The sequence below is a fragment of the Saccharicrinis aurantiacus genome (genome assembly GCF_001660705.2).
Taxonomy (GTDB): Bacteria; Bacteroidota; Bacteroidia; order Bacteroidales; family Marinilabiliaceae; genus Saccharicrinis; species Saccharicrinis aurantiacus.
The window spans coordinates 268,894-290,937 of the sequence record NZ_LYBV02000031.1 but is presented as its reverse complement, the minus strand read 5'-3'; the positions used below and the strand labels follow the sequence as shown (position 1 = coordinate 290,937).

At 34.1% G+C, this 22,044-nt stretch carries 18 protein-coding genes; 11 read left to right on the top strand and 7 right to left on the bottom strand.

Annotated elements, in window-relative coordinates; genetic code table 11:
- Positions 1–190 precede the first annotated feature (190 nt).
- Positions 191–1,303, bottom strand: coding sequence for an AbiH family protein (locus A8B35_RS15230; RefSeq protein WP_075603405.1), 1,113 nt, complete (start codon positions 1,301–1,303; stop codon positions 191–193).
- A gap of 197 nt (positions 1,304–1,500) precedes the next feature.
- Between A8B35_RS15230 and A8B35_RS15225 the strand changes: the two genes are divergently transcribed.
- Positions 1,501–2,460 (top strand): helix-turn-helix transcriptional regulator, encoded by a 960-nt coding sequence (locus A8B35_RS15225; RefSeq protein ID WP_075603404.1) that lies wholly within the window; start codon positions 1,501–1,503, stop codon positions 2,458–2,460.
- A 453-nt stretch (positions 2,461–2,913) separates the two neighbouring features.
- On the opposite strand, the gene A8B35_RS15220 is transcribed toward A8B35_RS15225, so the two are convergent.
- Positions 2,914–3,621, bottom strand: a complete 708-nt coding sequence (locus A8B35_RS15220; RefSeq protein ID WP_075603403.1) for a nucleotide-binding protein — start codon at positions 3,619–3,621, stop codon at positions 2,914–2,916.
- Between the two features lie 396 nt (positions 3,622–4,017).
- Between A8B35_RS15220 and A8B35_RS15215 the strand changes: the two genes are divergently transcribed.
- The 3 genes from A8B35_RS15215 to A8B35_RS15205 all read left to right on the top strand — a co-directional run bounded on the left by A8B35_RS15215 (position 4,018) and on the right by A8B35_RS15205 (position 8,101).
- The gene (locus A8B35_RS15215) at positions 4,018–6,042 is read left to right on the top strand and encodes a transketolase family protein (protein WP_075603443.1); all 2,025 of its coding nucleotides are present in this window, start codon (positions 4,018–4,020) and stop codon (positions 6,040–6,042) included.
- A gap of 326 nt (positions 6,043–6,368) precedes the next feature.
- Positions 6,369–7,415 (top strand): sensor histidine kinase, encoded by a 1,047-nt coding sequence (locus A8B35_RS15210; protein WP_075603402.1) that lies wholly within the window; start codon positions 6,369–6,371, stop codon positions 7,413–7,415.
- Positions 7,415–8,101 (top strand): LytR/AlgR family response regulator transcription factor, encoded by a 687-nt coding sequence (locus tag A8B35_RS15205; RefSeq protein WP_075603401.1) that lies wholly within the window; start codon positions 7,415–7,417, stop codon positions 8,099–8,101. The genes A8B35_RS15210 and A8B35_RS15205 overlap by 1 nt, the downstream gene beginning before the upstream one ends.
- A 177-nt stretch (positions 8,102–8,278) precedes the next feature.
- On the opposite strand, the gene A8B35_RS15200 is transcribed toward A8B35_RS15205, so the two are convergent.
- A complete protein-coding gene (locus A8B35_RS15200) occupies positions 8,279–8,626 on the bottom strand; it encodes a carboxypeptidase-like regulatory domain-containing protein (protein ID WP_075603400.1) in 348 nt (115 codons plus the stop codon).
- 286 nt (positions 8,627–8,912) lie between these two features.
- Here A8B35_RS15200 and A8B35_RS15195 point away from each other — a divergent pair, with 286 nt between their 5' ends.
- Positions 8,913–9,602, top strand: coding sequence for a ComF family protein (locus A8B35_RS15195; RefSeq protein ID WP_075603399.1), 690 nt, complete (start codon positions 8,913–8,915; stop codon positions 9,600–9,602).
- Positions 9,603–9,606: 4 nt separating this feature from the next.
- Here A8B35_RS15195 and A8B35_RS15190 read toward each other — a convergent pair whose 3' ends face one another.
- From A8B35_RS15190 to A8B35_RS15175, 4 genes are all read right to left on the bottom strand, one after another.
- Positions 9,607–10,254 (bottom strand): porin family protein, encoded by a 648-nt coding sequence (locus A8B35_RS15190; RefSeq protein WP_075603398.1) that lies wholly within the window; start codon positions 10,252–10,254, stop codon positions 9,607–9,609.
- Between the two features lie 15 nt (positions 10,255–10,269).
- Positions 10,270–10,944, bottom strand: coding sequence for an SIR2 family NAD-dependent protein deacylase (locus A8B35_RS15185; RefSeq protein ID WP_075603397.1), 675 nt, complete (start codon positions 10,942–10,944; stop codon positions 10,270–10,272).
- Between the two features lie 75 nt (positions 10,945–11,019).
- Entirely contained in the window at positions 11,020–13,305 is a 2,286-nt protein-coding gene (locus A8B35_RS15180) for a patatin-like phospholipase family protein (RefSeq protein WP_075603396.1), read from the bottom strand.
- A gap of 3 nt (positions 13,306–13,308) precedes the next feature.
- The gene (locus A8B35_RS15175) at positions 13,309–14,046 is read right to left on the bottom strand and encodes a TylF/MycF/NovP-related O-methyltransferase (RefSeq protein WP_075603395.1); all 738 of its coding nucleotides are present in this window, start codon (positions 14,044–14,046) and stop codon (positions 13,309–13,311) included.
- Positions 14,047–14,169: 123 nt separating this feature from the next.
- Here A8B35_RS15175 and A8B35_RS23605 point away from each other — a divergent pair, with 123 nt between their 5' ends.
- The 6 genes from A8B35_RS23605 (at position 14,170) to A8B35_RS15145 (ending at position 22,032) form a co-directional block, all read left to right on the top strand.
- On the top strand, positions 14,170–15,240 hold the full coding sequence (locus tag A8B35_RS23605) for a cupin domain-containing protein (RefSeq protein WP_075603394.1): 1,071 nt from the start codon (positions 14,170–14,172) through the stop codon (positions 15,238–15,240).
- Between the two features lie 10 nt (positions 15,241–15,250).
- Positions 15,251–16,426, top strand: a complete 1,176-nt coding sequence (locus tag A8B35_RS15165; protein ID WP_075603393.1) for a TlpA family protein disulfide reductase — start codon at positions 15,251–15,253, stop codon at positions 16,424–16,426.
- A gap of 87 nt (positions 16,427–16,513) precedes the next feature.
- Positions 16,514–17,686, top strand: coding sequence for a TlpA disulfide reductase family protein (locus A8B35_RS15160; protein ID WP_075603392.1), 1,173 nt, complete (start codon positions 16,514–16,516; stop codon positions 17,684–17,686).
- A gap of 34 nt (positions 17,687–17,720) precedes the next feature.
- Complete coding sequence (locus A8B35_RS15155; RefSeq protein ID WP_075603391.1) at positions 17,721–18,488, top strand: UDP-2,3-diacylglucosamine diphosphatase; 768 nt, start codon at positions 17,721–17,723, stop codon at positions 18,486–18,488.
- Positions 18,489–18,590: 102 nt separating this feature from the next.
- Entirely contained in the window at positions 18,591–19,667 is a 1,077-nt protein-coding gene (locus A8B35_RS15150) for a 3-oxoacyl-ACP synthase III family protein (protein ID WP_075603390.1), read from the top strand.
- 532 nt (positions 19,668–20,199) lie between these two features.
- The gene (locus A8B35_RS15145; RefSeq protein ID WP_075603389.1) at positions 20,200–22,032 is read left to right on the top strand and encodes a DNA topoisomerase IV subunit B; all 1,833 of its coding nucleotides are present in this window, start codon (positions 20,200–20,202) and stop codon (positions 22,030–22,032) included.
- The last annotated feature ends 12 nt before the right edge of the window (positions 22,033–22,044 follow it).

Below are 22,044 nucleotides of genomic sequence, written 5' to 3'. Positions count from 1 at the left end.
GAGTTGTTAGTGCGAAGCCTGAAGACAGTGGTGTCTTTGCAGCTCCGTAAATGAAATATTATTGGACTCGCAAAGGTAATTTTTATTAATGATTATGCATTAGGATTATGTTTGGGATAGGGGATATTTTGATGGAATTTTATTTGGGTTAAAATATAAATATGATAGCAGAAACTGTCTTCCTATATAACTAATTATTTCTCATACGTATACTACGAGTACCTGTTTTAACAGGAATTCTATCGACCTTCTCCGTAGATTCACAATATTTTACAAAGTCTTTATTCGTCTTATCAAAATCTATAATAGATCGGTCATACATATCTTCACATTGTAGGATAGGGTGAGATTGAGGATAAGTTTTAAGCTTAATAAATTTATGTACTGAAGGATCTGTTTTTGAATAATCATCAATAATACGTGCTATATTAATAGCTGTTGTTTTATAACCCGCATGCCCATTATAATAATACTGTCTTATACCTGACACATTTTCATTATTAAATATTTCGCTTAGAATTAAACGATCAGAAACCCCACATGAATGACCAAGTATATTAACCATTAATGGACTTAATCTCCTATCTAAAAACTGATTTAACTTATACTCATTATCAGTTAAATGATAATTGTACCTTTTTATATTGAGTAGTAGTTCTGTGTCATTCTTGTCTAATAACTCTTTAGATTCTTGTTCACTTGCTGCATAACCAAATATGATCGGATTATCAGGATTCTCTAACTCTCCATGAATGTTAATAAGTTCGATATGCTCGCAATTATTTAAATACATAGATACAGTATTGGTGTAGTTAAAATTTAACACAAGAGTACCTTTACTTTTATTATCGTAATTATTGAATAATTGTTGGTAACCATCAATTAATTTGATTTCCTTTTGCTGCTCCAATAAATAGGCTTGAAGGTATTTTTGAACAACCTCAAAATCCTTATTTAAATCTTTTGATGTACTATAACTAAAGGCACGTCCAAAATCCTTTTCATTTTGTTCTCTATTATTATATTGATTGAGCATCTTATAATATAAATACTCCACGTCGCTCCAATTAGGATGTTCCTTATTTCGGAATAAAATTTCTAAGAATTTATTCTTAAACATGGCATTAATTCTCTCCATAAAACTAATCTTATAACCAGAAGTTCTCTTAAGAACTATAATATCAAGAAAGTCTTTAGGCTTCCCTGTTATCTTCTTTTCCAAATCATCCAAAAAATCACCATAACTCGTTTTTAAACCATGAGCTAAATCAAAGCCATTACCAATAATAAATATGTTGCGCATAGGGTTAATATTTTTGAATAGCAATAATAAGAATTTTTCTCAGCATAATATGACTTAGAAATTTAGATTGATGATATTCAACACCGCTAAAGTTGCAGTGCTTCTTTTAAAATAAGTTCTAATAAACATATTTTACCAAACTTCGTTTTGATAATACAATACCCTTTTATTATACAAACAGCTTCAATTGCCTTTCTATGAATTTTACATTTAGCAACACCAATAGCTTCAAAAGTTTAACCGATGTATTATGCAATAAGGTTGATGATAATAGTTATAGCATAAAGAAGGAGTATGGTAAAGGTACTATTAAGGAGTACAATATTGAAAATGGCTTGATCATTCGTACCATAGAAATATGCATAAAAAACCCCTTACTCGGAAAGTGGAGCTATTCGAAGGAAAGTCTGCGCGAATATTACCTGTTCTTTAACCTATCCGACACCCATGAAGAAGGAAAAACCATAAATGGCGAACTCATTGAAGAAGGAGCCACTGCATTTACTCAAAACAATGATAGAATAAGAGTTTGGCTCCCTAATATATCGTACAAGCTATTGCTGATCACCTTTAATCAAGCATGGTATGATAAGTTAATTAAAACCATAACATTTCCGAATACCATAATTTCTAACCTTAGTTCAGTAAACAATTTATATTTACGCACTTCAATTCATTCTAATTCAAAGATTGTTTTAACACAACTCTTTAACGAAATAGAAACTCAGACCCAATGCAGTTACACCTATCTTGAGATAAAAGCCATTGAGTTGATGTATATATTCTTTTCAGAAGTTTTTCAAACTATTTCTGAAGAGAAACATGAGCACAATGTACACCCAAACGATGTAAAACAATTGAATATATTCATGGGAACCTTAAATGATAATATCGAAGCCTTACCGAATATTAAGGAAGCATCTGAAGAGTTAAATATGAGTGAGAGTAAATTTCAACGTATTTTTAAGAGCATTTTAGGAACCACGTATTATGATTTTGTGTTTAAGTTAAGAATGGATACATCAATGGAGCTATTAATAAATAAAATATCGGTAACAGAAGTAGCCATAAAAACAGGCTATTCCTCTATCGGTAATTTTAGTAATGCTTTTAAACGCTATTTCGGAATGTCACCTAGTGAGATCGTCAATCATTAACAAAAAAAGGACCTGACGACGTTTCTCCAGATCCTTTTATAAACACTACTAACTACTACTTAACTACATTTATATATTGAAATTTTGAGGACATCTTTATTCGTCCTGTGCGATTTATAAACTTATTAACAAATCCTAATACTGCAGACTTCATAAACTCAATAAGTACTCTCTCATATTCTACACTGCAAATATGTGGCACAAATTGTAGTTAGTACTTATTTAAAACTATCAGTGACTTATGAATTACTGTCAAAACCTTCTATTCTTATATTTATTTACCAAAACGGAAGCCTCAATAATAAAAAATAGCGTTGAAAGCGAAACTATCTATTAAAGGTAAAATCAAAATCTCTACCAATTAAGTTGCGCATAGAGTTATGGCGTATAAAACAAAAAAAAAGCTTAACCAAAAATGGAAAAGCTTTCTTCTATAAGTATTATGTATAAACCCTATACAGTAAGCGCAAGCTTATCCATATTTGTTTTTACTCTAATTTGAGTAAATCTACCGGCTTTAATAAGTGGCTCTCCTTTTTCCATTAATTCATGCAGTTCCTCCGTTGGACTAGTCATATGACCTGATATCATATCAAAGTCGATAACCTCAGCATTTTCAGTGTCAGCAAATTGGTTAATTGAGCTTAATTGATCCTCAGAAAATGGAAACTTATGATTTAACACTATTGATTTCTTTGCTCTACTACCCACATTCTTAAAAAGTATTTCACAATAATCTATCGACGCCTTAAAAGCATTTCTACCAGCAACAACACAAACAATATGTAAATGGATATTCATTTCTGGCAGCACCTCTAAAATCTGTTTACCCTCTTCCTCTGAAGCGTATATCCCAAACTGCTCCGATGTTGTTGCTCCAAAATCACATACGTACTTATCGTATTTTTGCTCACTCAATAAACTTTCAAAGAAACGCTCTAGTAAGGCCCTGTCAATGCTTCTTGAGTTTGGGTCAATTAAATTAAAAGTCTGAGTTGGTGCAAACTTTACTTGCCTCATAGAAGTATTGGTCTCATTATCCATATCTATAAATAAAGTCTGATAAAACTCATCCGATAACTTATTAGCTAATAAATATACTAAAGCTGATTTTCCTACACCTCCTTTTGATTGAAGTATAAATGTTACTTGTTTTTTCATTTTAAAAAAAATGTGAGATTAATTTTAGATTACGAACCATTGTATACGCTATCACCTTGTATAAGTTTCAACTATCATTATATTTATTTGTTAAATAGCTTTAAACAAAAGTGGAAAGAGACTAATTAACCATAATGCACTAAATTTGTGTTAAATATCTTTAGTGACATACAGGGGGTAAATCCAATATAGCTTAACATATTTAATCCTGTAAATAAACCAATCTGTACAATTACTAATTTGCCAACTATTATTTACTAAAAACAACTCAATATTCTCACCTCAAGTTGTGTGTTTAAATACTTTAAACTTATCTTTGCAGCGTTTTTCATGAAGGATCATAGGGGTAAACTGCCAAGAGTGGAAAATTTTAAAAACAAAAATTTAATTAGAAAGATGAGTAACGTTACAGTTAACAGAGCAGCAGACAACATTAGACTATTATCTGCAGCAATGGTTGAAAAAGCAAAATCAGGTCACCCAGGGGGTGCAATGGGCGGAGCCGATTTTATCAACATTCTTTATTCTGAGTACCTTAACTATGATCCAAGCGATAGAAATTGGGTAAACAGAGATCGTTTCTTCCTTGATCCAGGTCACATGTCTCCAATGTTATATGCACAATTAGCATTAACAGGAACTTATAGCCTTGAAGAGGTAGCTAATTTCCGTCAGTGGGGAAGTCCTACACCAGGTCACCCTGAGGTTGATTTTGCAAGAGGTGTTGAGAACACTTCTGGTCCACTAGGACAAGGACATACTATGGCTGTTGGTGCTGCTATTGCTGAAAAATTCTTGAAAGAGCGTTTTGGCGAGTGGATGTCTCACGATATTTATACTTTCATTTCTGATGGTGGTATCCAAGAAGAGATTTCACAAGGTGCTGGTCGTATTGCAGGTTTCTTAGGTTTAAATAACCTAGTAATGTTTTACGATTCTAACGATATTCAGTTATCAACAACGACTGAAGAAGTAACTACTGAAGATACTGCTAAAAAATACGAAGCTTGGGGATGGTCAGTAATGACTATTGATGGTAACAATGCCGACGAAATCCGCAAAGCTATGGATGCTGCCAAAGCTGAAACCGAAAAACCATTCCTTATTATTGGTAAAACAATTATGGGTAAAGGTGCTGTTGCTGCTGATGGATCATCATTCGAAAAGATGGTTTCTACACACGGTCAGCCATTATCTGCTGCTGGTGCTTGTTTTGATAGCACAGTGAAAAACCTAGGTGGCGACGCTACCAATCCTTTCGCTATTTTTGATGATGTTGCAGAAATGTACGCATCAGCGCAAGCTAAAAAAGCAGAATATGCTGCTGCTAAAAAAGCAGAGCAAGCAGAATGGGAAAAAGCAAATCCAGCTTTAGCTGCTAAGTTTGCTAAATTCTTCTCTGATGAGGCTCCTGAATTAGATTTTTCTGCTATTGAGCAAAAAGCAGGTGCTGCTACTCGTGCTGCTTCAGCAACTGTATTAGGTGCATTTGCTGAGCAAGTTGAAAACATGATTGTTTCTTCTGCCGATTTAGCAAACTCTGATAAAACAGACGGTTTCCTTAAAAAGACTTCATCATTCAAAAAAGGAGATTTCTCTGGTCAATTCTTACAATCGGGTGTTGCCGAGCTTACTATGGCTTCAATTGCTAATGGTATGGCATTACACGGTGGTGTTATTCCAGTTGTAGGTACATTCTTTGTATTCTCTGACTACATGAAGCCTGCAATCCGTATTGCTGCTTTACAAGAGTTACCAGTAAAATATGTATGGACTCACGATGCATTCCGCGTTGGTGAAGATGGTCCTACACATCAGCCAATTGAGCAAGAAGCTCAAATTCGTTTGATGGAAAAAGTAAAAAATCACAAAGGTGAGAATTCTACTTTAGTATTACGTCCGGCTGATGTTGAAGAAACAACTGTTGCTTGGGAAATGGCATTGAAAAATACCAAAACACCAACAGCTTTAATCTTATCTCGTCAGAACATTAAGAACTTACCAAACAGCAACTACGAAACAGCTTTACAAGCTAAAAAAGGAGCTTATATTGTTGAGAAAGCTGAAAATGCAGATGTTGTGTTAGTAGCTAGCGGTTCTGAGGTTGCTACTTTAGTTGATGGTGCTGCTAAGTTAAGAGCTGAAAAAGGTTTAAACGTACAAGTTGTTTCTGCTATCTCTGAAGGTGTGTTCCGTAACCAAGATAAAGCTTACCAAGCAGAAGTATTACCTGTGGGTGTACCTCGTTTTGGTATGACTGCTGGTTTACCTGTTAACCTTGAAGGTTTGGTAGGTGAGAATGGCGCTGTTTGGGGATTAGACCACTTTGGTTATAGTGCTCCTTACACTGTATTAGATGAGAAATTCGGATTTACTGGCGAAAACGTATTCAACCAAGTGGTTGAGTTGTTAAAGAAGTAATTCTTAATTGAAGATATATTACAAAGCCCGGCTATTTAGCTGGGCTTTGTTGCTTAGATTAGGTGTTGCACACAGACACTAAAAAAACAAGTAATACTTTTGTTAGATGGTATAGCAAAGCTTGTAATAAACGAATTAAAAACGCTTACTTCTTTAAATTCGAAAGATCTTATATTGAGATGGTAACTATACACAAGCTAAAAAATTAGACAAAGGACATAATTAACCAATATACAGATATACTTCTTCCATGTACAGATTAGTTTTGAAAATAAAGAAATTTCAGATGATTTTTGCTTCATGTTAAACAATTAAAATTTCAAATCATGAACAAAAAAATGCTTTTCTTTCTAGTTAACAGTCCTGTGTGGATGTTGATAATATCATTTGTATATATTTTCGGTTTTCGTAGATATCTTGCTCCTCCCGAAGGCTTTGTCACTACTTTAGGAGATATTACATTATGGTCTTTTTCTCTTTTGGCAGTTTTATTTTCAAGCTTCTATATTTTCTATTCTTATTTGATTCCAAAATACTGGAGAAAAGATAAAAGGAAGAATTTTTTATTACTTGCATCCTTAACTATTTTAATTATTGAACCTGTATCATATTTTGTTATTCATGCCATTCCTGCTTCCATTATATATAAACGCGAAATCTTTACTTATCCATCACAGGTAATTGGAGGATGGTTTACCTGTAGTACTTTAGCTTTCTTAGCAAGTATCTTAGGAGTCTTATGCAAAAATATCTTTGATTCAGTTTCAAGTAAAGAATCAAAGAAAGACTTGGAGCACAAGAACCTTCAGAGTGAACTAAGTACTTTAAAATCGAAGTTAAATCCACACTTGTTATTTAACTCAATCAACAATATCGATTCACTTATATTGACAAATCCTGAACAAGCATCAGCGTTTCTTTCAAAACTTTCAGATTTGTTACGCTATGTTGTATATGAAACCGAAGATGAATTGGTTTCGATAAACAAAGAAATTAGCAACCTGAACAAATACATTGACCTAGAGACTATTCGATTAATAAATCCTGAATGTATAAGTTTTACAAGTCATATATCAAATAATGTATTAATTCCTCCCATGCTTTTCTTTCCATTTGTTGAAAATGGATTTAAACACAGCAACTTAAATAAAGAAGGTCAGAAACTTCAAATAGCAATTTCAGAGGATAGGGGGAAGCTAGTATTCGAGTGTACAAATACAGTAATGGAAAAACCAGATAATAAAGACACTAAGGGTGTGGGCTTAATGATTTCCAGAAAAAGACTAAGATTACTTTTCCCAGGTAAGCACGAATTGAAAATTACGGAAGAGAACAATGAATATTCTATTAAACTTCAAATTAATTTAAATTGATGATTGATTGCATTATAATAGAAGATGAACCATTGGCTATTGAAAAACTAAGAATTTTCATTCAGAAAATACCTGAGTTGAATCTTATTAACACATTCAGTTCAGGTATTAATGCTATAGGTTTTATAAACTCAAATTCTATAGATTTAATATTCTTAGATATTGAAATGAAAGAGTTGAGTGGCATTCAACTACTTGAATCTACTTCAATAAATTCAAAAGTAATAATCACAACAGCCTATGAAAACTATGCTTTAAAAGGTTATGAATTGCAAGTATGCGACTATCTCTTAAAACCAATAACATTTAATCGATTTATTAAAGCTTTTAATAAAGTTCAACATGAACTTGAAAAACAGAAAACGACTAAGGTAGGCTCGAAAATATTCATAAAAACGGAATACAGATTAGAGGGAATTAATACGTCTTGTATCTTGTACATTGAGGGAATGGGAGATTATCGTAAAATAGTAACTGAGAATAAAAGCATTATGACTTTACAAAACTTTAAAGAGTTAGCGAAAATTCTTCCTTCTGATAATTTCTGTAGAGTGCATAATTCATTTCTGGTTTCAATTAATAAAATTGAAAAGATTGAACGAAATAGAATCACTATAAAAAACAACATCATTCCAGTTAGTGATTCATATGGTAAATATTTTTACAAAAAGATAAAATCAAAATAAGCCCAGTGTATAAATAATATTACACGGTTTCTATTTTACTTTGCACAATACAATGATTTTATATCAGAGGTTTGCTCCCAATGTTCACCTTAATTAGCATCTAAGTATTTACTTCAAACGAAAAATCCCCTGTATGAATCTATCATACAGGGGATTTTTAATATATTTTATCAGCTTCTAGTGAGCTTGATCTAATTTAATGTCCATCTTTTTTGAACTTGCATTAGCAACCTCAACTTTCGTTAAAGACTCTTCTTTATATGAAATTAAATGCGCTTTTACTTTGTATACACCATCTTTTACATTTGAAAAAGAATAGTTTCCATCAAAGTCAGTATATACTTTCTTTGAAGTACCTTCAAGTTCAACTTCAACTCCTGCAAGAAATTCTCCAGTTTCCTTATCCATTATTGAACCTGAGATAGTATTGGCAGCAACAGGGGCAGCGTCAACATTCTTTTCTCCTTTAAATGATGAAAGAACTAATACAGCTGCGAATAATGTTATTATTAAACTTGATTTCATTTTAGTATTGTTTTGTAGATTATTAACACTACAAACATATAACACTAATGTAAACTGTGTGTTAAAACCAGTTTACAAATAAGTTAAATCGTAAATCAATATCTCAAAAATGAAAAAAAATGAGTTTTACGATTGAAGCAACTACAAGTCTCGACCAGTTTTTATTCGAAGAAACATTAAACGAACTTTTAAAAAATTCCTATTAAAGCACAGAATTGCATCTTGTTATAAGCAATTGTTCTTTACAAAAATGTTTAGTATTTTCAACACAAAGCCTTAACCCATAATGAAATTCTTAATAAGTTTCTTTGAACTATTCTTTCCAAACAATTGCGAATTATGCAGCAACTCACTGTATAAACACGAAAATTACATATGTGGCAAGTGTAATAAGAAGTTACCTCGCACTTATTTTAACATGGTAAAAACAAACCCTGCTGAGCAATCGTTATGGGGTAGAATTGATATTGAACATGTGCATTGCTTCTTATTTTACGCTAAGGAGAATAGTACACAACAAATGTTACATACACTCAAATACAAAGGAGAAAAGGAGCTAGGGAAAGAACTGGCGCATATATTTGCCGATGAATTAGAAGAAACACATTCGTTAAAAGGAATTGATATTTTGATACCCGTTCCCTTACACCCTAAAAAACTTTTTAAACGCGGATACAACCAAAGCGAATGGATTGCAAAGGGAATACAGGAAAAAACCAATTTACCCATTGACAATACCACACTAGTTAAAGCGCATAATACAGAGTCGCAAACACGAAAAAATAGGTTTAGCCGCTACTTATCATCTAAAGAGATGTTCTCTATAAACGATAAACATAAATTAAAAGGCAAACACATACTATTAATAGATGATGTATTAACCACAGGTGCAACAATTGAAGCATGCTATAATGCGCTTGCTAACACTGATGACATAAAGGTTAGTATCCTTACCTTGGCCTATTCTTCTAAATAAATAACTAATTAGATGCAAACAACTTCTCAAACTGATAGTGTAGCATAACAGAAACATTGTGGTTATACTGACCAAATTTATTACCCCAAATTGGATGTGGCTGCCAATCGTACTCGCCCTCATAAGCTTTTCTTATACGGGTTATTGAATAAGCCCATCTCACACTTGCGTATAAACGAGAGTTTATCTGATAATTCACCCCAATGAGAGTGGCCCATTCATGATCTTCAAAAGGGTTTGCGTCAATCTCTCCATATTGATCTTCTTCTTTTGAACGTACTAGAACACCATAACTAACACCGGCATCAAAAGAAAATTTATTTAGATAATAACGGGCAAACAATGGTATTTCAATATAATCAAGTGATGCTTTATAAATTTCTGTTGAAGTGCCTAGAGAAGCAGTGTTTGGATCATTTTTAGCCCCCTTTTGGGTGTAAAGTATTTCGAACTGAGCCAACCAGTGCGTATTTATTTGTCGTGCAGCATACATTCCTAATGCGAAACCAGGCTTATTAAAACCTGCATAATTATCCCCGTCTATCTGACTAAATACGGCACCTCCAAGTATTCCGGCTCTAAAATCTTGTGCGTTTGATTTCGCAAAACTTATACAAACAATTACTAGGACAACACATATAATTTTTTTCATAGATTTGATTTTAACTTATAAATACTTCAAAAGTTCTTCCATCCCTTTTGAGGTAATTTCGGATATATTAGTTACAGATTTATTTACGGTAGGTGAATTAGGATCGATTACAAATATTTTAGCCCCTGGTTTTACTAAATCAACCAATCCAGCTGCAGGATATACATTTAAGGATGTGCCAATAACAACAAATATATCGGCACTTTGAACAATAGGAATGGCATTATCCATTTCTGGTACTGCCTCACCAAACCAGACAATATGCGGTCGAAGTTGACTCCCTTTTTCGCACAAATCTCCTTGTTTCAATTCCCAACCATCCAGTTGTTTTACCAAGCTTTCGTCTTTAGTACTTCTCACTTTCATTAACTCGCCATGCAGGTGCAACACATCCGTACTTCCGGCTCGCTCATGCAAGTCGTCTACATTCTGAGTTACAATCTTCACATCATAATCTGTTTCTAAAGAAGCAATCAGGCGATGACCATTGTTAGGCTCACATTCGAGTAACTGCTTACGGCGCTGATTGTAAAAATCGAGAACCAATTGCTGGTCTCTACTCCAGGCTTCAGGCGTTGCTACATCAGTTATTTCGTATTGCTCCCATAAACCACCCATATCCCTAAAGGTAGCCAAACCACTCTCAGCACTCATTCCTGCACCTGTAAAAAAAACAATTTGCTTCTTCATATATTATTAATTACTCATTTCAAAGATAGTATCCTTTAGCAAAACAAACACTAAACGATAAAATTAACTAGTTACTTAAAAAGGGAATCCTGCTGCAACGTACCATCGTGCGGCATTATGGAGCGTACTTATACCATACCCTACTTCAATGGGACCCAAAATAGACTCGTAACTTACTTTAAGACCACCACCCCATAAAAATACTTTTCCTTCCAACGAACCTGCATCCGAATATAAACTAATATGAGGTTCGTTATAGGAATCGAGCATATTTACTACACCGTGAATATATAAACTAGGCAAAACATTATAGCGAATATCAGAAGACAATATTAAATATTGACTCGTCATTAATTCGCGAGGCATTAAGCCGTAAAAGCTCACATCATTAGTACGTGTTATAGACCTTATACCCCCTACATAAGATAAATCTGAAAACGGTAAGGATGCTGATGACCAACCTGCTGAGCCACCAACAATCCAGTTAAACTTTTTACTCAAAGGCAGATGGCGTTTATATTCAAGAGAAGCTTTTACATAATGATTATAAGGGACATAATATATTTCAGCCACCTCGTGTTTCAGCGAATCGGGTCCTTTATAAACTTCTGCAAAATCGAGAGGCATATCTACATTTACGTTCAGGTAAGATCCTCTATTAGGCATAAACTGTTTGTCCAAAGTATTTTTATTATAACTTAAATTTAACCCCCACCAACGATTCCCTACCTTATCCAAATCAGCAGAAATAATATCCAGTAATCCTTTTCCAAAATGCACTAAGTTTGTTCTATAAAAACCACCTACGCTTAGAATACCACTTGTTCCAGGAGACAAAAACATTCCTGCTCTCGCATCAAAGAAAGTATTAACGAAGTTGCCAATTTCGGTACCATTTTCATAATAAACAGGAACTTTAGTGTTTTCCCATCTTAGTTTTCCGTAGATACCATATTGTTGCTTTACTCCTATGTAATCATAAAAATCAGTGGCTAACCTAGGATATTCCGAAATATCAACCGTAGTTTTAAAGTGAGATCCTTGCAATAATAAATTACGAAAAGAAGCACTTACTGTAGCGCCTGCCTTATGGTTATTATCGTAATGGATTCCAACACTAAGCTTTGACCTGTTTGACTCAGCAGGTTTTAAGGTTAAGGCATATCCCGAATCTAGCGGTGCTATTGAATAATCAACATTATCGATGTATCGAGTTCCAATCAAGCGGTGCAAGCCTTCATTTATTTCTTTTTTAGAGTAGCTTCTATCTTCTTCGAGCCCAAATTTACCATAAACAAACTTCTTGTCTAAGGTTTGTAAACTATCAAGCTTAATTTTAGATATGTATAATTTTTCAACTTTCTTATTTGACTGCACATCTGCACTCGCATCTGTTTCAGGAAACTGATTTAAATAAACTGCTAATTCTTTAAGCTCATCAATCATTCTTCTTGCCCCTTGCTCTCCAAGGTCGATAATCTCCGGACCTGAAGTAAAACTACCGGCAGTATATCCGGTTAAGGATGGGGTAATCAGTATATCTGTTTCAGCCAAGGATCTATCCACCTCTTGACTACTACTAATCATGGCGGCTCCCATCATAATATCAGTAATAGTTCTAAAATCTTCGGCCTTCGGTTTATCTTCGAAACCAACATTTACTGAAATAATGATATCGGCACCTAGATCTTTACAAACACCAACAGGCAAGTTGTCTAATACGCCCCCGTCAACCAAAAGCATCGAATCGATTCGAACCGGAGAAAAAACAGAGGGTATTGCCATACTCGCTCTCATGGCTGTTGACAGACTACCAGAATCAAAAACATGTGGTTTACCCGATATGAGATCTGATGAAACACAGCGAAATGGTATAGGATAATCATCAAAACTATCTAAATGAGCGACACGCCAGGTTAAATGATTCATTTCTTCCGCTATACCTTGCCCGCTTATTAGTCCATCAGGTAGCTTCGGTCCTGTTAATTCAAGTGGAAAGGTAAGTAAGAATCTATTATAATCGTGCTTCTCCACAGGAACTACCATACTAAGTGGTATTTTATCTGAAAGCATCTGATTCCAATCAATAACCCTTACTAAAGAGTCGAGTTCATAAGCGCTATATCCAATTGAATATAAACCACCCATTATACTTCCCATACTGGTTCCTGTGATATAATCAGGTTTAATTCCAACCTCTTCAAGAACCTTAAGAACACCTATATGAGCAATCCCTTTAGCTCCACCTCCACTTAAAACCAAACCCACTTTTGGTTTCGTTGTATAATGTGTGGTATCCTGTGCTCTCGAATAAGTAACAATCAGAAAAATAGCAACAATTAGGCATATCCTTTTTTTCATACTCTAGGTTTTATTTTTTACCAAAATCATTGATCCATACATATCATTTAAAGCAATAAATTGCTCAGGCACTTCTTTTTCAAATAAATCTACGGCTTTCTTCACACCTTCCCAATTATGATTGTAATCATGCACCAAAATCATTCCTCCAGCCACTAGTTTTGGATAAAAATATTTAAATCCATCATAAGTGGATTGGAACAAATCAGCATCAAGATGTACAAAGGCATAAGATTCATCATCTAAGTCAACTGCGGTATCCGGAAAGATTCCTTCTTTAACTATAATATTTTCATTTCCATTAATATAAGTAAGTACTTTCTCTTTACTTGTGTTAGAGAAGTTAACCGTTTGTGGACGAATGGTACCATCACAATCTTCTTTTATAACTTGCTTTGGAAACCCAGAAAAACTATCAAATAGATACAATTTTCTATCAGGAAAAATATTATGCATCAGCTTTGCTGTTTCTCCCTTAAAAACGCCTACTTCTGCTAAAGAACCAATAATATTGTTTTGTTCAATTTGGCGTAGCTGAAACCAAAAAGAATAAAACCTATTCTTATCCTTAAAGCTTCGTTCTAATTTAATTACTTTTTTATTTACAACCTTATTCTTTACATCCTCAAGCCATTGCCACGGCTTAAATAACTTGTAAGTCCAATGACTCCAGAAGTAACTCAATGCCAAAAGCACAACTATATTAAGAATGATAATATTTAGCACTGCTAATAAATTCATATTAATGGTTTTATTGATTTAAATACTATTAATTAAAAGTTAATTCAAGATAATGGGGTATAGCTTAATCATTAAAAGATTATTACTTACTTTTACCACCTAAATAGCAAATAAAACAAGTATATGTTAAATATTCTAATTGTTTACGCAGTAAAAGAGGAAAGAGTTAGCGTAAACATGCCTAATTGTAGTTTCAATTATTGTATTACAGGCGTTGGCAAAGTTTCGGCAGCCATTGCAGTTGAAAAAGCGATAGCTTGCTATAAACCCGATTTAGTTTTAAACATAGGTACCGCTGGTACGCTTCAATATAAGATAGGCTCCGTTCATTTGTGCAAAACATTTGTGGATAGAGATATGGAAAAACTACAAGCTTTTGGCGTTCCTTGCAAAGAAGACTTTAGTGCTGAGCTAGATACGATTGGATTATTTGACAATTGGAAGTTTGATAGTACTTGCAATACTGGTGATGCATTTTTAACCGAAGCAGATGGCACTGGCGATGTTTTTGATATGGAATCGTTTGCTGTTGCAAGAGTCTGTAAATCGCACAAACTACCTTTTATAGGAATTAAATGTGTTACAGATATTATTGGTGAGAACTCAATAAAACATTGGGAAGAAAAATTAGCAGAAGCACAAGCTATACTTCAAAAATATGTTGATGATAATCCGATAGATGTTCCTTCAACATATATTGGTTGCAGAACAGAGCAGATTATTAATAATCTCGATCTTAAAGCTCACCCTGAAGGTGGATGGTTTTGCGAAACCTATAGATCTGATATGCTACTTAAGCAAGAAGGATTACCAACAGCGTTTAATGGAGCCAGAAATGCGCTAACGTCAATCTATTATTTATTAGAAGGAAATCAATTTTCAGGCTTTCATAAAATTAAGTCTCCCGAAGTTTGGTATTTCCATCAGGGGCAGCCTATAATAATCCATACAATTAACTCAAAGGCAAATTATACTGCAGTAGAGGTATCTGATTCCGAAAATGGGGTATTACAATTCACGGTAGAACCCAACCTTTGGTTTGCGGCAACAATAAAAGGGAGTTTCGGATACAGCCTAGTAAGTTGTGCAGTAGCTCCGGGCTTTGATTTTAGCGATTTTGAAATGGCTTCTGAAGATGCTCTTATTAAGATCGCACCTCAACATACATCAATCATTAAACAACTTTGCAAATAGGTTAATAGTTATGCAAACCAAGTGGCATCAATTCATTTTATTCATCATTGTATCGTTTACTGTTATTTCGTGTAACGAGGTAGTTACTACCGAAACACCACTTTTACATGGGATTGTACAGAATCATCAGAATAGAATTATTAAACTTTATAATAATACGATTAAACCTGAATTAATTGATTCTTTTCAAATTGCAATTGATGGAACTTTTAGCATTGAAAAAGGTTTGATAAAAGATCCTGGCTTTTACTTTTTACAAGTAGATTCTGCAAATCATATCAATTTATTTCTAGAACCAAGCGATTATATTGAGCTTCGATTCAATACTGAAGACGTTGCTAAAACTGTAACCAGTATTAATTCGTCACTTCACAACGAATTATGGAGTATCGAATATAATGAAAAACTATTCGCTGAAGATATCGATTTAGTTACCAAAGAACTACACAATCAAGTTGGAAAAATCCAAAATGACTCCATTTTAAAGAGAATCGAGAATAAAAAAGACAGCGTAATAAAAGTTTATCGATCGAAAACGGAGAAAATATTAGATAACTCTAATTCTTTAATCACTAAATATTGGGCACTGCAACAAAAACATGGAAATATATCTTTATACACTTTAGAAGATGATTTATTACTATTTTTTGAAAATGCAGAAGAACTAATCAGCGTTCCGTATTTAAAACCCATTTTCGATAAATACGATAAAGATATTTTGCAAATATATGCACTTAAACAAGCAAAAGAACGTTATAGTGCAGGAGCAAAATATCCAAAAATAAAAGCCCAAACATATTGGGATGACCCATTTGATATTAATGATATAAATGGGAAGCTAATTCACATTGTACTTTGGGATTATAAAAATAGTGCCAGCATTAATAAACTTGAAGAGATTAGAACCTTAATGCGAACCTATGGATACTCTGGCTTAAAAACATTAATGATAGCTTACAACACAGATAAGGAAGCATGGAATAATGAAGTGAAAAAACTCAATATTCCATACTACCATTTAATAAATCAAAATGGAACAAAGGCGAACGAATTAAGAAATATGGGAGTACGATCACTACCTCAGAATTTTTTAGTAACTGATAAAGGAATCATCATTTTATGCGATAAATGGGGAACTGAACTAAACATCACGGTAAAAGAATACCTAAACAAGCAAGTTCAATAACTTTTATATAGAAGCACTTGAAAAAATATTAATATATTTGACAAATTTTGAAAAATTAGAATCCGACAAAATAACACACTAAAAAATATGATGAATTTTCTTAAAGCCACTATAATATTCTCTTCTATCCTATTTTTATTCTCGTGCTCAAACAATAACACCTTCGTGATAGAAGGAAAAATAACTGATGCCGCTAATAAAACAATTTACCTAGAGGAATTAAACCTTGATGGAACATCAACAGTAGATTCTATTGAGATAAATAAAAAAGGACAATTTAAGTTCTCACTTCCTCGACTTGAATATCCATCATTCTTTTTGTTAAAGTTAGACGACAAAAATTTCATTACTTTATTAGGAGATACAACTGAGAACATCGGTATTGAGGCTGAAATGGATTCATTTGTGAGCGATTACTCGGTTAAAAATTCAATGGGATCATCGTATGTAAAAACCTTAAACCGAAAGTTAGATTTAACTACTAGTGGTTTAGATAGCTTATCAAACGTATATAATGCTACTGATAAAGATGATGTAGAGAAAAGAAAAGCGCTTATTGAAGATATTGAGAAACTAGTAACACAGCAAAAACAGTTTATTTATGATTTTGTAATGACTAATCCTCGTTCTTTTGCAAGTTACTACGCTATATTTCAACGCTTAAATGAAACCTCATTAATATTAAATCCTTATGACAAAAAGGATCAAAATATATTTTCAGCAGTTGCAACAAGCTTAGGTTTATTATATCCTGAGTCGCCAAGAGTAAAACAACTTACCAATTTTGTTTTAACCATTAAAAAGGAGCAAAGGGCAGCCGCTACGCAAGCAAAACTATTTAACGAAGCCCCACAAAACATACCAGACATTAACGAGAAGGATCTGGATGGAAAAGAACACCGTCTGTCTGACCTTAAAGGGAAAATGGTATTGGTATCATTTTGGGCCTCATGGGATGCAGAATCAAGAAAAGAGAATCTACGTTTAAAAAAGATATACGATAAGTATAAATCCAAAGGTTTTGTGGTTTATCAAGTTTCACTTGATAGAAGTAAAATATTGTGGGAAGAAGCCATTGAAAAAGATGCTTTACCTTGGATAAACGTTAGTGATTTACAATACACTGCATCGCGCCCTGCTCGCACCTATAATATTCAACGCTTACCAGCAAACTATTTAATAAGCAAAGACCAAGAAATTATTGGAAAAGACTTATTTGGTAGAATTTTAGATGAGAAGCTGAACGAATTACTAAAATAAGCGTTACAATATCTGATTTGCAAGTAGAGGGAATATGACTGAAGTTAAAGAAGGGAAGAAAATATATTTTGCATCAGATGTACATTTAGGAGCGCCATCAATAAAGGATCCTAAAGCACACGAGAAAAGATTTGTAGAGTGGCTCGATTCCATTAAGCACGATGTAGAAGAGCTATATTTACTGGGTGATATATTTGATTTCTGGCACGAGTACAAACATGTTGCTCCACGAGGTTTTGTAAGAGTTCTTGCAAAAATATGTGAATTAACTGACTCGGGTATTCCGGTTCATTTCTTTACTGGCAACCATGATATTTGGGTTTATGATTACCTCCCATCAGAAACAGGGGTTATTGTGCACCGAGAGCCTTTAGTAAAAACCTTTGGAGACAAAAAGTTTTACTTAGCACATGGCGATGGATTAGGGCCTTACGACAAAACTTACAACATTTTAAAAAAAATGTTTGTTAATCCTTTTTGCCAGTGGCTTTTTGCACGATTACATCCTAACTTTGCCATAGGTTTTGCAAAACGATGGTCTACACATAGTAGAACTCAGAATGAAGAAGCCGCAAGTTTCGACTTTTTAGGTGAAGACAAAGAATGGTTAATGCTTTACGCCAACGAAATATTGAAAAAGGAACATTATGACTTTTTTATTTTTGGGCATCGTCATTTAGCGCTCGACCAAGCCTTTAACCAAAATAGTAGATTTATTTACCTGGGCGATTGGGTTAAATACTTCACCTATGGAGAGTGGGATGGAAAAACATTTGAATTAAAATATTACAAACAACAATAAAATAGATACTACCTAAATCCAGTTTCTATATTATTATATAAAATACAGATATCGCTTTCTAGCAAGAGCCATATCTTTTTAGTAAAATCGAAAAAGTTGACAATGAAAATTTATGCTGTTGCCACCGGAACGGGGTCATATATCCCACCTGTAGTGGTAAAAAACATGGATTTTACAAACCAAGAGTTCCTTAACGAGGATGGTAGTAAAATTGAAACACCCGGACAAGAGATTGTAGAAAAGTTTGAGCAAATTACTGATATTGCTGAACGCAGAGTAGCGGATAAAAACCACGTTACTTCTGATATTGCTGCCTTTGCTGGTGAAAAAGCCATTGAAAGTGCAAACTTCGATAGGGAAAAACTAGATTATATCATAGTTGCTCATAATCTTGGCGATGTTAAACACGGAAGTCAATTTCCTGATATATTACCCACATTAGCTTCAAGGGTAAAGAAAAAATTGGGGATAAAAAACCCAAAGTGTGTCGCATATGATATCACTTTTGGTTGCCCAGGTTGGACTCAAGCAATGGTACAGGCTAACTATTACATTAAATCGGGCGATGCACAAAGCGCCCTAGTAATAGGAGCCGATACACTTACACGCATGATGGATCCACACGATAGAGATTCAATGATATTTGCTGATGGAGCAGGAGCTGCATTACTTGAAGCAGTTGAAAGCGAAGAACCTGTTGGAATTCTTAAGCACGTAACCAGAACAGACACAGAAGAACACATTGACCTTTTACAGATGAACGAATCTTACAATCCTGAGTTGAAGAGCGATCATCTATACCTAAAAATGTTTGGTCGTCGTTTATACAACTATGCACTTACAACTGTTCCACAGCTTGCAAAAGAGTGTTTAGATGCTAACAATATGACATTAACTGATGTAAACAAAGTGCTTATACATCAAGCTAATGCTAAAATGGACGAAGCCATTCTTAAGCGTATTTATCGTTTGTATGGCGAGCGCAATATCGACCATAGCATTATGCCTATGACTATTAAATCACTTGGTAATTCATCAGTAGCAACTGTTCCAACTTTATTTGATCTTATTTGTAGAGGTGAAATTGAAGGACAAGAGTTAAAGAGCGGCGACAATGTTATGATGACTTCTGTAGGAGCCGGCATGAATATCAATGCATACATGTACAAAATGCCCTAAGGCATAACTTAAAATATCAAAAGGATGTTATTAATTTAGCATCCTTTTGTTGTTTTTATACGCTCCATCTTTTTAGTAAAACACAAGATAAAATTACTTTTTCATGACAGTATGACTCTTTTTCATGACAACATGCGGGTTTTACACCACATTATGTGTATTCAGCAGCTCATTATGATACTCTCACACCCCATTATAAGCCTTTTATAGGTCAATATGCTACTCTAGTAAGCCATTATGCATCTCAAGCACGTTGTTATATTAATTAAGAACACAATTAGGCCATTTTAGAGCTCCAAATTATGTATAACAGCAGAGTGTTTTGCTCAGAAAACTTAATAATATTGGTACAACAAAACAACTTGTTAACATAGCTTGAATCCCTGAAAAATTAAGGCTTTCAGAAGTACCTAACACTACATGTTGAAAAAAGAATTACCAATCATTCGCCCCTTTTACTATATTTGGGGGAATTTTTATCCATCACTTCGGATAAATGTTCCTCAAACTCAATTAGCAAAAGTACTTTAATATGTCTCAACAATATTCTGAAGATGCGATTAGAACGCTCGATTGGAAAGAACACATCCGACGAAGACCAGGAATGTACATTGGTAAACTTGGCGATGGTTCCTACCCCGATGATGGTATTTATGTATTACTAAAAGAAGTAATGGATAACTCCATCGATGAATATATGATGGGCTTTGGAAAAAAAATTGAAGTTACTGTAGCTGAAGGAGAAGTTGTAATCCGAGATTATGGTAGAGGTATTCCACTAGGTAAGGTTATTGATGTAGCCTCAAAAATGAATACTGGAGCCAAATACGATTCTAAGGTTTTTAAAAAATCTGTTGGTCTTAATGGTGTTGGTATTAAAGCGGTAAATGCACTTTCTACAATATTTACAGTTATAGCCTATCGTGAAGGAGAATGCAAGAAAGTAGTATTCAGTGGTGGTAATATAATTGAAGAATTTGATATTGAACCAACAAGCGAAGAAAATGGTACATTCGTATCATTTAAACCAGATACCACAATATTCGGAAGTTACAACTATCGCGAAGAGTATATAGAGCCTTTATTACGTAACTACACTTATTTAAACACAGGCTTGGCCTTACATTTTAATGGCAATGTTTTTAAATCGAAAAATGGTTTAGTCGATTTATTAAATGAAAACATGACTTCACCAGGTATCTACCCTATCATCCACCTTAAAGGTGAAGATTTTGAGGTGGCCATGACACATAGTAATCAATATGGCGAGGAGTATTACACCTTTGTAAACGGACAACATACCACACAAGGTGGAACACACCAAATTGCTTACCGCGAGGCTTTGGTTAAAACCATAAGAGAATTTTACAATAAAAACTTCGATGTTTCTGATATCAGAACAGGAGTTATTGCAGCCATCAGTATAAAAATTGAAGAGCCTGTTTTTGAATCTCAAACAAAAACTAAATTAGGTTCTAAGGATATGGGACCTAATGGTCCTTCTGTTCGTAATTATGTTGTAGATTTTGTAAAAACAGAACTCGATAATTACCTACATAGAAATACAACAACGGCCGATCTTTTAATGAAAAAGATACTGGAGTCGGAGAAAGAGCGTAAAGCAATATCAGGCATCCAAAAGCTGGCACGTGAAAGAGCTAAAAAGGTTAGCCTACACAATAAAAAATTACGCGATTGTAAAATTCACTATAGCACACAGAAAGAAGGAAATCTCGACTCATCAATATTTATAACCGAGGGAGATTCGGCCAGTGGTTCCATTACAAAAGCTCGCGATGTTAAAACACAAGCCGTATTTAGTTTACGCGGTAAGCCATTAAATTCATTTGGTTTAACACGTAAGGTAGTCTACGAAAACGAAGAATTTAACCTATTGCAAGCTGCACTGAATATCGAAGAAGGCTTAGATACGCTTCGTTACAATCATGTAATTATAAGTACCGATGCCGATGTGGATGGAATGCACATCAGGTTATTGCTATTAACCTTCTTCCTACAATTCTTCCCCGAATTGGTAAAACAAGGTCATGTTTACATTTTACAAACTCCTTTATTTAGGGTTCGTAATAAAAAGAAAACCTTTTATTGCTATTCAGAAGAAGAACGTATTTCAGCTATGAAAAAAGTTGGTGCAAGTCCTGAGATAACTCGATTTAAAGGTTTGGGTGAAATTAGTCCTGATGAGTTTAAGAACTTTATTGGTAAAGATATTAGACTTGAGCAAGTGCGCTTACGAAAAGGGGATAGCATTAAAGATCTACTCACATTCTATATGGGTAAAAATACTCCCGACCGCCAAAACTTTATTATCGATAACCTCGTAGTTGAGGAAGACATTGCCTAGATCACACAATCC

What these genes read in the sequence shown, in the direction of transcription:
- A8B35_RS15230 (WP_075603405.1), bottom strand. Translation starts at nt 1,303, where the DNA reads ATGCGCAACATATTTATTATTGGTAATGGCTTTGATTTAGCTCATGGT.
- A8B35_RS15225 (WP_075603404.1), top strand. Translation starts at nt 1,501, where the DNA reads ATGAATTTTACATTTAGCAACACCAATAGCTTCAAAAGTTTAACCGAT.
- A8B35_RS15220 (WP_075603403.1), bottom strand. Translation starts at nt 3,621, where the DNA reads ATGAAAAAACAAGTAACATTTATACTTCAATCAAAAGGAGGTGTAGGA.
- A8B35_RS15215 (WP_075603443.1), top strand. Translation starts at nt 4,018, where the DNA reads ATGAGTAACGTTACAGTTAACAGAGCAGCAGACAACATTAGACTATTA.
- A8B35_RS15210 (WP_075603402.1), top strand. Translation starts at nt 6,369, where the DNA reads ATGAACAAAAAAATGCTTTTCTTTCTAGTTAACAGTCCTGTGTGGATG.
- A8B35_RS15205 (WP_075603401.1), top strand. Translation starts at nt 7,415, where the DNA reads ATGATTGATTGCATTATAATAGAAGATGAACCATTGGCTATTGAAAAA.
- A8B35_RS15200 (WP_075603400.1), bottom strand. Translation starts at nt 8,626, where the DNA reads ATGAAATCAAGTTTAATAATAACATTATTCGCAGCTGTATTAGTTCTT.
- A8B35_RS15195 (WP_075603399.1), top strand. Translation starts at nt 8,913, where the DNA reads ATGAAATTCTTAATAAGTTTCTTTGAACTATTCTTTCCAAACAATTGC.
- A8B35_RS15190 (WP_075603398.1), bottom strand. Translation starts at nt 10,254, where the DNA reads ATGAAAAAAATTATATGTGTTGTCCTAGTAATTGTTTGTATAAGTTTT.
- A8B35_RS15185 (WP_075603397.1), bottom strand. Translation starts at nt 10,944, where the DNA reads ATGAAGAAGCAAATTGTTTTTTTTACAGGTGCAGGAATGAGTGCTGAG.
- A8B35_RS15180 (WP_075603396.1), bottom strand. Translation starts at nt 13,305, where the DNA reads ATGAAAAAAAGGATATGCCTAATTGTTGCTATTTTTCTGATTGTTACT.
- A8B35_RS15175 (WP_075603395.1), bottom strand. Translation starts at nt 14,046, where the DNA reads ATGAATTTATTAGCAGTGCTAAATATTATCATTCTTAATATAGTTGTG.
- A8B35_RS23605 (WP_075603394.1), top strand. Translation starts at nt 14,170, where the DNA reads ATGTTAAATATTCTAATTGTTTACGCAGTAAAAGAGGAAAGAGTTAGC.
- A8B35_RS15165 (WP_075603393.1), top strand. Translation starts at nt 15,251, where the DNA reads ATGCAAACCAAGTGGCATCAATTCATTTTATTCATCATTGTATCGTTT.
- A8B35_RS15160 (WP_075603392.1), top strand. Translation starts at nt 16,514, where the DNA reads ATGATGAATTTTCTTAAAGCCACTATAATATTCTCTTCTATCCTATTT.
- A8B35_RS15155 (WP_075603391.1), top strand. Translation starts at nt 17,721, where the DNA reads ATGACTGAAGTTAAAGAAGGGAAGAAAATATATTTTGCATCAGATGTA.
- A8B35_RS15150 (WP_075603390.1), top strand. Translation starts at nt 18,591, where the DNA reads ATGAAAATTTATGCTGTTGCCACCGGAACGGGGTCATATATCCCACCT.
- A8B35_RS15145 (WP_075603389.1), top strand. Translation starts at nt 20,200, where the DNA reads ATGTCTCAACAATATTCTGAAGATGCGATTAGAACGCTCGATTGGAAA.